Consider the following 13,126-nt stretch of genomic DNA (forward strand, 5'->3'; position numbering starts at 1 on the left):
ATATTATCGGATTTTTATGAAGAGGAGATATTATGGATATTATATTTAATGAATCGAGTCGAACGTTTCATCTATATAATAGCGATATCAGCTATATTATAAAAGTGATGGAGGACAACTCACTATCTAATTTATATTATGGTAAACGTGTGAGTTGCCAAGAAGACTATGATTATTTGATTGAAGATAGTTATCGTCCGATGACTAATTATGTTTATGAAGATAGTTATCGTTTTACCAGAGAGTACCAAATGCAAGAGTTCCCTGTCCATGGCACGACAGATTATCGTCAACCAGCCATCATCGTTGAACAAAAAAATGGTAGCGATATCAGTTATTTTGAATACGTGACTCATAAAATTGCTGAAGGCAAAGCGGATATACCAGGTTTGCCATCGATTTATGCAGATAGTAGTCAAGAGTGTCAAAGTTTAGCAATCACGTTAATGGATCCATTGACCCGACTGTCTGTGACTTTAAATTATACAATTTTTAAAGAGTTGCCTGTGATTACACGTTCTGTTCAATTGAGCAATCAGGGGGAAGAGAATTTAACCATTACTCGCATCATGAGTTTGAGTCTCGACATACCTAATGATCAGTATAAAATACTGCAATTATCTGGAGCTTGGGGGAGAGAAAGACATCCTAAAATCAGAAATATTGAACCAGGATTGACTTCGATTGCCAGTAACCGAGGGAACTCTAGTCACCATCATAACCCATTTTTAGCTTTGCTGAATGATAAGACCGACGAATTCAGCGGAAAAGCTATCGGATTGAATTTCGTTTATTCAGGTAATTTCTTAGGTGAAGTTGAACTAGATAATTTCAATAATATCAGGATCAATATGGGAATTAATCCGGAAAACTTTGCTTGGCAGTTAACACCGGGGGAAGATTTCTACAGCCCTGAAGTTGTGATGGTATATTCTGACAAAGGCTTGAATCGTATGAGTCAAACTTTCCATCAACTATACAGAAATCATTTGACTAGAGGTTACTGGCATGATAAAGCACGGCCAATACTGATTAATAATTGGGAAGCCACGCGGATGGACTTTACGGAGGACCAATTATTTGATATTGCTAAAAAAGCATCTGAATGCGGTATCGAATTATTTGTGCTCGATGATGGGTGGTTTGGTGATCGCAGAAATGATAAAGCTGGCCTAGGGGATTGGTATCCTAGCGATGATATTTTTGAAAATGGATTAACTAATTTAGTTGAGCGAATTAATAGTATCGGGCTAGATTTTGGAATCTGGTTTGAACCCGAGATGGTTAATAAGGATAGCAATCTCTATCGAGCGCATCCTGAATGGGTCATCCATACTCCGAATCGTCATATGTCTCATGGTAGAAATCAATTTGTATTAGATTATGCCAATCCAGAAGTGGTTGATTATATCTATGACAGTATGGAAAAAGTATTATCTTCAGCCAATATAAAATATGTTAAGTGGGATATGAATCGGAGTATGACGGAAGTTTATTCAAGCTATTTGCCTGCCAATCGTCAAAAAGAATTGTCCCACCGTTATATCTTAGGGGTCTATCATCTTTACGAACGCTTACAAGAAAAGTTTCCTGAAATTTTGTTTGAATTCTGTTCTTCAGGTGGCGGTCGTTTTGATCCAGGGATGCTATATTATTCACCGCAAGGATGGACAAGTGACAACACAGATGCGATTGATCGCTTGAAAATCCAATACGGCACCTCGATTGTATACCCATTAAGTTCAATCGGCTCTCATGTCACTGCTTCCCCTAATGAAACAACCTACAGAGAGGTTCCAATCACTACCCGAGGAAATGTTTCATATTTTGGTTCATTTGGGTATGAACTGGACTTAAATTATTTAACCGAGAATGAAATTGACGTGGTAAAAGAGCAGGTGAAGTTTGTAAAAGAATATCGTGAGTTAATTCACAACGGTCTATTTTATCGTTTAATGGATCCATTTAATACCAATTATTGTGCTTGGATGGTTGTGTCTGAGGATCAATCAAGTTCAATTGTTGGCAATTACAAAATACTGAATGAAGCAAACTGGAGTTATAGAAAATTGAAATTGAAAGGTTTAGATCCAGATGCTTTATATCACATTGATGGAGATGACCGATTGTATTACGGTAGTGAGTTGATGAATATTGGTTTAGTCATAACAGATGGATCGGCGGGTCAAATCCAGGATGACCGACCACATTCTTATGATTTTGATTCAAAAGTATACGTGTTGAAAAAAGTAGAATGATTGAGGGATGCTAAATGAATAATAGCGAGAGGATACATAGCGGACAGTTATATGATCCGATGCAAGTCGAATCAGAATTAGACCAACAAAGTTTTAAGAAGCGTCTCAATCAATATAATCTTCAAAAAATGAGCGGTGAAGATGTCGACTTAGAATCAGCCAACTGTTTTAAATCGCTGGGCCAAAATGTCTATTTCGAGCCGCCTGTCTATGCCAACTGGGGCGGTCGGCATGTATCGATTGGTGACCGCGTGTACATTAATTTCAATTGCACTTTTGTCGATGATACGTTTATTGATATCGGGAGCTATACCATGGTCGGCCCTAATGTTACTTTTGCAACTGCAGCCCATCCCCTCAACGCAGATGATCGTAAACAAGGCTTGCAATATAATCTGCCGATTAAAGTGGGCGAGAATGTGTGGATTGGAGCTAACGCGGTGATTTTACCAGGTGTAACGATTGGTGAAAATGCCGTTATTGGTGCTGGAAGTGTCGTTAACAAGGATATTCCAGCCAATACAGTGGCAGTTGGAGTGCCTTGCAGACCAATCAAACAAATACCAGAACATTCAGAGGAGGAATTTGATAAAAATGGAAGAAAAATTTAAAGAACAATTTGGAGTTGAGCCAACACACTCCTTTTTTGCGCCGGGACGTGTCAATTTAATCGGTGAGCACACGGATTATAACGGTGGACATGTATTTCCCTGTGCGATTACCCAGGGGACATATGGCTATGTGCGTCCGCGTGAAGATAAATTAGTGCGCTGTTATTCAGCTAACTTTGAAGAGATAGGCATGATTGAATGGTCATTGGATGACTTGTCCTACGATAAGCAAGATAACTGGACAAATTATATTAAAGGGATGTATAAGTTCATCAATGAGGAAGGTTATGAAACGCCTTACGGATTGGATATCCTAGTTTCAGGTAATATTCCTAATGGGGCAGGTCTGTCTTCATCCGCATCATTGGAATTATTAGCAGGGGTCACAATCGCTGGAATATATGACCTAGACATCGATCGACTCACTTTAATCAAGTTGGGCCAAAAGGTTGAAAATGAGTTTTTAGGCCTGAATACAGGGATTATGGACCAATTTGCGATCGGTATGGGTAAAAAAGACCATGCGCTGTACCTGGATGTAAACACCCTAAACTATGAATACGTTCCTGCTGAGTTTGGCGATTATGTCATTTTAATTATGAATACCAACAAACGCCGTGAATTGACCGACTCAAAATATAATCAACGTCGTTCTGAGTGTGAAGTGGCCTTAGCAATTCTCAAAGACCATGCAGACATTACGAATTTGTGCGACCTCACAAATGAAGAATTTGCAGAATTAGGCAAGTACCTTGAAGATGAAATTTTATATAAACGTGCTAAACATGCAGTGACCGAAAATACACGAACGAAAGAAGCCAATCGGGTGCTCAATCAGGGGAATCTGGAAGCTTTTGGCAAGTTGATGAATCAGTCTCATATCAGTTTGCGCGATAATTATGACGTGACAGGCATTGAGCTTGACACCCTAGTCCAAGCTGCTTGGAATCAGGACGAAGTGCTCGGTGCAAGAATGACGGGTGCAGGTATGGGTGGCTGCGCCATCGCCTTGGTGCACAAAGACCAGGTCGAATCAGTTAAAAAAAACATCCAAGCCAGCTACACTGAGACGATCAGTTATGCGCCGAGTTTTTATGTTGCCGAGGTGGGCGACGGAGCCAAGCAGATTCAGTAATATAGGAGGAGAGCGATACTATGAGCATTAGTCAACTCATCTATGGGTTTATTCACCAAGCCGTCGATGATCAGTTATTAGAAGCCATCGATGAATTATATGTCCGTAACCGCTTGCTAGCCCTATTCAATCAAAGTGAGTATCGAGATGAAGCAGAGTCCGGCGACCGACGCCCACTCTTGGATTGGTTGGATGATTTAGTAGAATACGGCGTTACTCACCAGATAATTGATGACACCCAAAGCGACCGTGATATTCTCGAGGCGAGCGTGATGGACCTATTGATGCCTAAGCCGAGCGATTTGAACCATGAGTTTTGGCATTTGTATGCTGAAAATCCTGAAGTAGCCACCGATTACTTCTATCAATTGTCTAAGCAGAGCAATTATATCAAGACCCGTGAGATTGCTAAAAACGTTGCTTTCACCGGTGAAACTAAATACGGTAATTTACAAATTACCATCAACTTATCCAAACCGGAAAAAGATCCAGTAGAAATTGCCAAAGCTAAAAGTATGCCTCAAGTCAATTACCCTAAGTGTGCCCTCTGTATGGAAAACGAAGGCTACCGCGGTCATATCAATCATGCTGCTCGGCAAAACCACCGCATTATCCGGATGGATTTGGATAATGGTTTATATGGGTTCCAATATTCGCCGTATTTATACTACAATGAGCATTCGATTTTCCTGTCAGATAAGCATGAGCCGATGGTAATTGATCTGAAATGTTTTGATAACTTGCTTGAAATTATTGAAATTTTCCCACATTACTTTGTCGGTTCCAATGCAGACCTACCGGGAGTCGGCGGGAGCATATTGACTCACGATCATTACCAAGGTGGGCGCCAAGTTTTCCCGATGGATCAAGCCGAAGTGATCGATGTGGTCGCCGTCAATCATCATGATGAAGTCGAATGCGAACTATTGAAATGGCCGATGTCAGTGATTCGTTTACGTTCAGCCGACAAAGATCAGCTACTCGATGCTGCCAATCAAATTTTGCAGGCATGGCGTCAGTACGATGACCCAGACAATGACATCTATGCGGAGACTGACCAACCTCACAATACAGTGACCCCAATTGCGCGTCGTAAAGGGGAACAGTTTGAATTGGATTTGGTGCTACGCAATAATCGGACCACAGAGGAATTACCATTGGGTATTTTCCATCCCCATCCAGATGTCCACCATATTAAAAAAGAAAATATCGGTCTAATCGAAGTGATGGGTTTGGCGATATTACCACCGCGCTTGCTGGCTGAAGTTGAAACTATCAAACAGTACTTATTGGGAGAAGTGGCATTAGACGAGGTCAAAGTCTATCATCAAACTTGGGCGGAATCATTAAAAGCAGATTATGCAGACGATGTGGAAGTTTCAGACTTTATTCAACAAGGGATTGTCAAGAAGTTCGAGCGTGTCTTAGAAGATGCGGGTGTTTATAAGCAGACCGAGCAAGGGTTGACAGGCTTGAAGCAATTTATCGAATCCGTTGACTTATAAGAAAGGAAGATTAGATGGCAATTTTAGTAATTGGTGGCGCGGGCTATATCGGTTCGCATGCCGTCAAGGCGCTGGCCGAAGCGGGTCAGGATGTGGTGGTGTTGGACAACTTCCGCACAGGTCATAAGCAAGCCGTCCATCCAGATGCAACTTTAATTGAAGGAGACTTACGCGATGGCGATTTACTACAACAGGTTTTTGTAGATCACTCGATTGAAGCGGTGATGCACTTTGCGGCCCATTCATTGGTCGGGGAATCCGTTGAAAAACCGATCGATTATTTCGCCAACAATGTCGGTGGTATGATTAGTTTGATCCAAGCAATGAAAGAAGCCAATGTAGATAAGTTGATCTTCTCATCCACGGCAGCGGTCTATGGTCAAGCAGACACTGGCTTAATCGACGAAGAGACGTCTAAAGCCCCGACTAGTCCTTACGGTGAAAGTAAATTGATGATGGAGAAAATGATCCAATGGTGCGACCAAGCCTACGGTATTAAGTATGTGTCGCTGCGCTACTTTAATGTTGCAGGTGCGTCAAGTGACGCAACCATCGGTGAAGACCATCATCCAGAGACACACTTGGTGCCAATCATTCTCCAAGTGGCACTTGGTGAAAGAGACAAGTTGACAATCTTCGGTGATGATTATGATACGCCAGATGGTACATGTATCCGCGACTATGTTCAAGTGGAAGACTTAGTGCACGCCCATCTATTGGCCCTTGATTATTTGCAACAAGGAAATGATAGCCAAGCCTTTAACTTAGGTAGTGCTGAAGGTTATTCGGTGAAAGAGATGCTGGAAGCAGCCCGCAGAGTGACTAGCAAAGAGATTTCAGCAGAAATTGGGCCGAGACGTGCAGGAGATCCATCCAAGTTAGTGGCGTCCAGCCAAAAAGCGAGAGAGGTCCTCAACTGGCAGCCTCAATACACAGATATTGAGGAAATTATTCAAACAGCATGGAAGTGGCATTCGAGCCACCCGAAAGGATACCAAGATGAAGCTCAAGATTAAACCAATCGGTCATTATCAGGGACAGCAAGTGGATGAAATCATCGTTCAGAATGCGCATACTGAGATTGTCTTCAGTAACTTCGGTGCTAGAGTTTTGCGCTGGCTAGATCCAAAGGGGCGCAATATTGTGCTCGGTTTTGACTCGCTAGAAGATTATATTACCAACCGTGGCTACTATTACGGTGCGACGGTTGGTCCGGTGGCTGGACGCATAAGTGGAGCGCAGTTTCAATTGAATGGATCGACCGTCCAATTGGATGCCAACGAAGCTCCCAACCATCTGCACGGAGGTGAGGCAGGATATGATTTTAAAGTCTGGGACTATGAGTGTCTTGAACAGGAAGAGGCCATCTCGATTGTCTATAGTTTAGATGTGTCGGAGAGTGAAAGTGTTTATCCAGGCAACCTCCAGCTGAAAGTTAAACACACATACGATACAAATAACCAGTGGACGATTGAATACTGGGCAGTATCAGACAAAGATACGGTCTTGAATTTAACCAACCATGTCTATTTCAATTTAAATGGCCGTATTCATGATACCGTGAAGAATCACATTCTCACGGGTAATATCAGCCACTATCTACCAGTTAAAGCTGACGGTACGCCAACAGGCGAAATTAGACCGGTCGAAGGGACGCCTTTTGACCTTACACAGTCACAAGAAATCGGTACAACATTAACCAGCAACGATGACCAGATTCAATTAAAATCCGGCTACGACCATTCCTTTATCTTTTCAAATGAAGCGGATCATCAAGTGGAATTGACTAACGGATCGACAAGTATCATTCTGACAACCGATCAGCCGGCTGTGGTCATTTACGTGCATTCCTTTGCCGAACCGGCTGTTGTAGTGAATGGAGAGGGGCTGGTCCCATATGCGGGCGTCGCCATGGAGACTCAGGCCTTGCCAGATGCGCCCAACCATGAAGGCTTTGGCAGTATTGTACTGACGAAAGGTGACGAGTACCGAGCGGTGACGAGGTATCAATTGAGAGAAGCATGAGGAAATAATAGTTTAAGTGCTAGTGATTAGAATAAGTATTTTCATTCAATTAGCTCTGATGAGTAAAATTGCTAATAATGAATATGAATAATTGGAACCAACGTTAAAGATAAGTACATCCATCAATGTCAAGCTCATTGATGGATGTACTGTTCTAAGTTTTAAAAATATTTACTTATGCTAGGTTTAAGTTTTTGTCAAAGCGCATTAAAAATATTCAGTGACATATTGGTAAATTTCTTTATCTGAACAAAATGAATCAATTTGTAAATCGTTATTGATATTATTTTTTTGATAATCTCGATTGTCAATTTAAGTTAGAAATTTTTACACTATATGATGAGTGATTGAACTTGGTAATACACTTGTGCTAGCCACCTTAAACCTCCCTTCATCAAGCTCCTGGCTGGTCAAGAGGAAAAGCGCTAGCGACTCTGGAGGAGTTAGGAGCTTGATGAAACCATATTTCTTAAGTGGCTGGCATAATAGCCAGGTGTTTGATCCAAAAGATGGGCCAAGAAAACCTCCAGGGGAGTGTAGTCGTTAAGAGATTTACGTGGAATGATATGTCGCTTGAAGGTTACTTCCTTAAGAAAGTCTTCATCCACTTCATTAAAATCAGTACCTTTAGGCAGACCATCTCTTCTTAACTATCCGTTAGTATGCTCATTCCGTCCTCTTCGAGATGGGCATCCTGGGTCTGCAAAGAAGATATCGATATCAAATTCATTGCTTAAGTCTTTCCAGTTAGAAAACTCTTTGTCATTGTCCAAAGTCAGAGATTTAACCAGACGGTAAGGGTTTTTAAGGAAGAAACGCCTCAATGAATCCGTTACTTGACATGCTTTACGACCTTCTGTCTTCAGAGTGATCGCTAATTTACTTATTCGTTCAACTAGTATAATGACCGCACTTTGGTGGCTCTTACCCACAATAGTATCCCCTTCAAAATGACCAAATTTCTCATTGTACTCAGGATAAGCCTCTTGACGCTGTTCTAGTCTTCTACGGTCATTTAGACGGCCCCTCGTTTCAACATGATGATTTGCTTTTCGTTTACCTTGCATGGGTAAATCTCTAACATCAAAAGCTGGGTCATCTTGGAAGCGACGGTAAAGTGTTTTTGCACAGCAATTCAAGTCAATTTCCTGGCGTCCAATCATCACGTCCGGTGACCACCCTTGTGACTCCCGGTCATTGATATAGGTGATTTGATCTTCTGTGAACTGCTTCTTCTTAGAGCCACACTTAGATTTGTTAGCTGTGTAGCGTTCATAATAGTCGATGATAGTCCCACCATCGTCTAAATAATGATAGACATTAAGATGGTTTGAGCAAATCTACTTAACTTTTTAGCGACGATGTAAGCTTTTTCGCCAATTTCGTATGATTACTGCGTCCAAATAGGTCCAGTTGTTCGGATGTGAGATCCACTTTGTGCGGGCTGAGAGATCCACCGTTTGCGGACCGTGAGGTCCACTTCAAACGAAAAAGCGTCCAGTTTCTTTTGGAGTGCCCCCTGTCAAGTAGACAGATAAAAATGATAATTTTTGAACCACACCTCTTGTACTGCCCCCAAATGCTAGACAACAAATCTAACATTTAGGGGGTATTGTTATGTCTAAATATACATTGGATATCAAATTACAGGTTGTCGCTGATTATGAAGCTGGTGTTGGTGGTTATAAAACACTTTCTAAGAAGTACGCGATTGGTTCAAGTATTATCAAGCGCTGGATCCATAATTATCAAGACTTTGGACTCGAAGGGCTCTATCTTAAATCAACAAAAACCTATTATCCTGTTGAAACCAAGCTAAATGCGATAGAATTGTACTTAACAACAGAGTTAAGCTATCGTGAAGTTGGGGTTAAGTTCGGGATTAACAATCCGAGCCTTATTGCCAACTGGCTTCGGACGTTTAAGAAAAAGGGCATCGATGGCTTATCAAAATCGATAGGGAGGCCACCGACGGTGTCAAAACAAGAAAAGAATACGCCTAAAGCGCAGAATACAAAGACTGAGACTGATGTATATGTCAAGTGAAAAAGGGACCACCTTGCCGTTGAAAAAGGGACCACCTTTTGGGTCAATGTAACGGCTTAGGCTAATTTTTGAAAAGTTAGTTAAGAAGAAAGTGTCTCAGCGTTTCATACCTCCTTTTGGCTGGCTTGCGCCTCCTTCCAGGCACTGGTCTGCTTCATCCGATAACTCTCCCCTCGCATGTCCACAACATGCGCCTTAAAGGCTAAACGATCCACCAGGGCTCCCGTTAAGGTCGGGTCTTTAAAGCATTCCTGCCAGCGATCAAAGGTAAGGTTCGTCGTATCATTGTAGAGCCCTTTCCCATCCGATTAGAAAGAAGATTAAACAGAAGCTCAGCCCCGGCTTCATCAAAGGATAAATAACCTAATTCATCGACAATCAAGAGATCGACCTTATTTAATCGCTGTTTGAAGCGATAAAATTGACTTTGCGTGACGGCCTCTCTTAATTCAATAACAAGATTTGGGGCATTTACGAACTGTACATGATAATTCTGCAGACAGGCCTCCATGCCAAGACCAATGCTAAAATGCGTCTTCCCTGTTCCAGGGTTGCCAATAAGAATGACGTTCTGTTTCTCTTGAATAAAATTCAGGGTCTTTAATTCGCGTAGTTGTTGGCGAACACCTTCCTTAAACACTTTCTCGTCAAAGTCCATCAGGTACTTCTTTTGGCTAAACTTGGCCTGTCGAATCCTTCTTTGATAGCTTCGATTTCGACGTTGTTCCACCTCCTCTGTCAATATCTCTGTGAGGGCTTCTTCCAAATCCAGTCCGCGACTCGTATATTCCAGGAGCAGGTGTTGGTAATTTTCCTTCAGATAGGGAAGTTTTAGTTCATTAGCGGCTTCTGCGATTGTTAACATAAGCTTTCCTCCAAACCATAGAGAGCATTTAATTGATGGAGCGTTGCTTCTGTCTGATGAAGAATCGCCTCCTGATTTTTAGGAACACCCTCATTTTCCGTTGTGACACGTTGCACCAACTGATCATAGGCCAATTGCTGGCACAAAGCCTCTCCACTGAGGCTATGGTATTTCTCAAGTTGTTCTATGAATTCTTTAGGGTGTCCGCTATAATATTTATGATAGAGTGTTTCCAAGCCGGGGGTTTGTTGAAGAACCAGCGAGTGTTCCAGAGCACCAGGTTTCTTCTTGAGGGTTTTGATATAGTGACTGATATCAAGCTGAAACCCATGGGAACCCTCTATTTTATTATGCCTGGCCACTTCTTGTTCATTGGCATAAACCACGAGATAATCGGCATAAGCCTTGATCTGAACTCGCTTCCCTACCAAGTAGTCAGGGACAGAATACTGATTCTTCTGATAATGAATCGTGGCATACTTTGTGACGCTGAGCTGACAAAGTTCTGCCAGTTCAAAGGGAGGACGGTATTTAAGAAGGTGGCCTTTTTCTTCTTCCAAACGACTATCTTGATTCAAAGTCCGTAAGGACTCTTCCAAGTGCTGGCGAGCTTCATCTAAAGATTGAAATTGATATTTTTTGGTGAAACAGTTTTGTCTGACATGCTTTACACGACTCTCTACTGTTCCCTTCTCATTCCCACTGAAGCAGTTGGTGACATTAATATTAAACCCATAATAAGTGGCTAATTGGATGAGTTGGGGGTTTAGCTCCTTTTCATTACGCCCAATAAAACGAGTGACCACATTTCTCATATTGTCATAGACAAGCTCCGCATACACCCCACCCAGGTTTTCAAAAAATCGCACATGCGCATCCTGAAAGACAGCTTTTTTCTGGTTGGTATAGAGGTAAGCCCAGTAATAATCTGAAGCAGGGCTAGCCCACACAGCGAGATAATAGGTTTTAACCACGCCCTCAATTTCTAATTTGACCTCTCCAAAATCGAACTCCACCCGTGCACCCAATGCATAATTTTGCTTGATAAAAGCCTCTTTAGCTTTCGCTTTCATTTTTGACCAGTAATGAGCGACTGTCCGGTATTTAATCGCATACCCTTCCTCTGCTAGGATTTCATAAACAGCCTTAGCCGTTAGTGCTTGTTTATGAGGTCCTAGCCTTCGATCCTTTTCTCTTTCTTTTTCCAGTAACTCGCTCATTCTAGCTTCCACCTCTGGTGTAAAGGTTCTTTTTTTCCGATTGGAAGTATCATATTTTCTTTCTAAGACTAATTGCTCGGTTGCTGCTTCGATTTCTTTCTCATTTTGAGCGTCATCCAAAGCATCTATACCTGCTTGGTATCGATCCCTTATTCTTCGAACCGTTTTTCTATCAATGTCCATGTCTCTGCTAATTTTCCTAATGGATTCCCCATTTCTAAAACGGTGAATCACTTCGAATTCTTTATTGATACGAATCACTCCTTGGCACCTCCATCTATAATACGTTTATTATAGATGGGAAGGTATGGCAAGTGGTCCCTTTTTGAATAGCAATTTACCCCGAAGGTGGTCCCTTTTTAGATTACAACAAACACTGATATCAATGCCCTTCAAGAACGCATTAAAACGCTTGAAGCTACCGTTGAACAATTAGATATCGAGAACAAATTTTTAAAAGAATTGAGGCGGTTGCGGGAAGCAAAAAAGAGGCGACACAAGAAGACTTAGTGCGCGTCATTCGCAGCCTCCATAAACAAAATGATTACACACTCACCAGCATTTTAAAGGCGGTTGGGTTTCCGAAAGCCACTTATTATTACCAACTAAAGTGTCTGGAAAGGCCCGATAAAGATCAAGCTATCAAAGACGACATTTTAGCGATCCGCGAAGAACATAAAGACTATGGTTATCGCCGGGTTCACGCTGAATTAAGACGCCGCGGCTACCAAGTTAACAAAAAGAAAGTGCATCGGTTAATGAAGGAGATGAAGCTGCAAGTTACCTCTTTTACTCGGAAATCACGTAAGTATAATTCCTATAAAGGCGATGTTGGCACCATTGTGCCAAACCTCTTAAACCGACGGTTTAAGAGCAGCATTCCACGCCAAAAAATTCTCACCGACACAACCGAATTCAAATATTATGAAACCGACAGCTCTGGTAATCTTCAAATTAAGAAGTTGTATCTTGATCCATTTTTGAACCTCTTTAATCTTCAAATTGTCAGTTACAAGATCTCACACCAACCCAATAAGGAGAGTATGATGGAAGCCCTAAAAGACGCCGTTCGTGCCACCGATGATTGTGAATTCAGACGCACGTTCCACTCGGATCAAGGTTGGGCCTATCAAATGGAAGACTATCAAGACCACTTAAAAAATCACGCCATCTTTCAAAGTATGTCACGAAAAGGAAATTGCCTAGATAACTCGCCGATGGAAAATTTCTTCGGGCTGATGAAACAAGAAATCTACTATGGCAAATCTTACCGCAGTTACGAAGAGTTGAAGGAAGCCATTCAAAACTATATCCGCTATTACAATGAAAACCGGATAAAAGAAAAATTAGGATGGTTAAGCCCTGTTGAGTATTTGGAGAAATATGCTTCCTAACACGCCCAAGCGTCTCACAGCTGTAAAAGTTTATCAAGAGCCGCTAATGCTCCTTCTCTTGACAAAC

General features: G+C 41.8%; 11 protein-coding genes and 1 pseudogene. 8 read left to right on the plus strand and 4 right to left on the minus strand.

Annotated features, from left to right (window positions below):
* Positions 1-32: 32 nt before the first annotated feature.
* The 6 genes from CL176_RS09385 to CL176_RS09410 are packed head-to-tail and all read left to right on the plus strand — an operon-like array spanning position 33 to position 7,534.
* The gene (locus tag CL176_RS09385; protein ID WP_118991080.1) at positions 33-2,258 is read left to right on the plus strand and encodes an alpha-galactosidase; all 2,226 of its coding nucleotides are present in this window, start codon (positions 33-35) and stop codon (positions 2,256-2,258) included.
* A gap of 14 nt (positions 2,259-2,272) precedes the next feature.
* Positions 2,273-2,869, plus strand: a complete 597-nt coding sequence (locus tag CL176_RS09390) for a sugar O-acetyltransferase (RefSeq protein WP_118991081.1) — start codon at positions 2,273-2,275, stop codon at positions 2,867-2,869.
* A complete protein-coding gene (locus tag CL176_RS09395; protein WP_118991082.1) occupies positions 2,853-4,004 on the plus strand; it encodes a galactokinase in 1,152 nt (383 codons plus the stop codon). Before CL176_RS09390 ends, CL176_RS09395 begins: the two co-directional genes overlap by 17 nt.
* Before the next feature lie 20 nt (positions 4,005-4,024).
* Positions 4,025-5,509, plus strand: coding sequence for a UDP-glucose--hexose-1-phosphate uridylyltransferase (gene galT / locus CL176_RS09400; protein ID WP_118991083.1), 1,485 nt, complete (start codon positions 4,025-4,027; stop codon positions 5,507-5,509).
* A gap of 14 nt (positions 5,510-5,523) precedes the next feature.
* Positions 5,524-6,525, plus strand: coding sequence for a UDP-glucose 4-epimerase GalE (galE, locus tag CL176_RS09405; RefSeq protein ID WP_118991084.1), 1,002 nt, complete (start codon positions 5,524-5,526; stop codon positions 6,523-6,525).
* Positions 6,509-7,534, plus strand: a complete 1,026-nt coding sequence (locus CL176_RS09410) for an aldose epimerase family protein (protein WP_118991085.1) — start codon at positions 6,509-6,511, stop codon at positions 7,532-7,534. Before galE ends, CL176_RS09410 begins: the two co-directional genes overlap by 17 nt.
* 443 nt (positions 7,535-7,977) lie before the next feature.
* Here CL176_RS09410 and CL176_RS09415 read toward each other — a convergent pair.
* Positions 7,978-8,915, minus strand: a pseudogene (locus tag CL176_RS09415) (IS30 family transposase).
* 236 nt (positions 8,916-9,151) lie between these two features.
* Here CL176_RS09415 and CL176_RS09420 point away from each other — a divergent pair.
* On the plus strand, positions 9,152-9,580 hold the full coding sequence (locus CL176_RS09420; RefSeq protein WP_118991086.1) for a helix-turn-helix domain-containing protein: 429 nt from the start codon (positions 9,152-9,154) through the stop codon (positions 9,578-9,580).
* A gap of 104 nt (positions 9,581-9,684) precedes the next feature.
* On the opposite strand, the gene CL176_RS12750 is transcribed toward CL176_RS09420, so the two are convergent.
* Genes CL176_RS12750 through istA form a run of 3 tightly spaced genes read right to left on the minus strand, consistent with a single transcriptional unit; the run spans position 9,685 to position 11,926 of the window.
* Positions 9,685-9,795: a hypothetical protein gene (locus CL176_RS12750; protein ID WP_420824182.1), complete on the minus strand. Its 111-nt coding sequence runs from the start codon at positions 9,793-9,795 to the stop codon at positions 9,685-9,687.
* Between the two features lie 11 nt (positions 9,796-9,806).
* Positions 9,807-10,445 (minus strand): ATP-binding protein, encoded by a 639-nt coding sequence (locus CL176_RS09425; RefSeq protein WP_240430491.1) that lies wholly within the window; start codon positions 10,443-10,445, stop codon positions 9,807-9,809.
* The gene (gene istA, locus CL176_RS09430; protein WP_118991087.1) at positions 10,439-11,926 is read right to left on the minus strand and encodes an IS21 family transposase; all 1,488 of its coding nucleotides are present in this window, start codon (positions 11,924-11,926) and stop codon (positions 10,439-10,441) included. Before istA ends, CL176_RS09425 begins: the two co-directional genes overlap by 7 nt.
* A 188-nt stretch (positions 11,927-12,114) precedes the next feature.
* Between istA and CL176_RS09435 the strand changes: the two genes are divergently transcribed.
* On the plus strand, positions 12,115-13,059 hold the full coding sequence (locus tag CL176_RS09435; protein ID WP_420824192.1) for an IS3 family transposase: 945 nt from the start codon (positions 12,115-12,117) through the stop codon (positions 13,057-13,059).
* Positions 13,060-13,126 lie beyond the last annotated feature (67 nt).

Source organism: Suicoccus acidiformans, assembly GCF_003546865.1.
GTDB classification, from domain to species: Bacteria; Bacillota; Bacilli; order Lactobacillales; family Aerococcaceae; genus Suicoccus; species Suicoccus acidiformans.

Bases quoted from the DNA above. Each gene is read 5' to 3' on its own strand.
- CL176_RS09385 (WP_118991080.1), top strand. From the start codon at position 33: ATGGATATTATATTTAATGAATCGAGTCGAACGTTTCATCTATATAAT.
- CL176_RS09390 (WP_118991081.1), top strand. From the start codon at position 2,273: ATGAATAATAGCGAGAGGATACATAGCGGACAGTTATATGATCCGATG.
- CL176_RS09395 (WP_118991082.1), top strand. From the start codon at position 2,853: ATGGAAGAAAAATTTAAAGAACAATTTGGAGTTGAGCCAACACACTCC.
- galT (WP_118991083.1), top strand. From the start codon at position 4,025: ATGAGCATTAGTCAACTCATCTATGGGTTTATTCACCAAGCCGTCGAT.
- galE (WP_118991084.1), top strand. From the start codon at position 5,524: ATGGCAATTTTAGTAATTGGTGGCGCGGGCTATATCGGTTCGCATGCC.
- CL176_RS09410 (WP_118991085.1), top strand. From the start codon at position 6,509: ATGAAGCTCAAGATTAAACCAATCGGTCATTATCAGGGACAGCAAGTG.
- CL176_RS09420 (WP_118991086.1), top strand. From the start codon at position 9,152: ATGTCTAAATATACATTGGATATCAAATTACAGGTTGTCGCTGATTAT.
- CL176_RS09425 (WP_240430491.1), bottom strand. From the start codon at position 10,445: ATGTTAACAATCGCAGAAGCCGCTAATGAACTAAAACTTCCCTATCTG.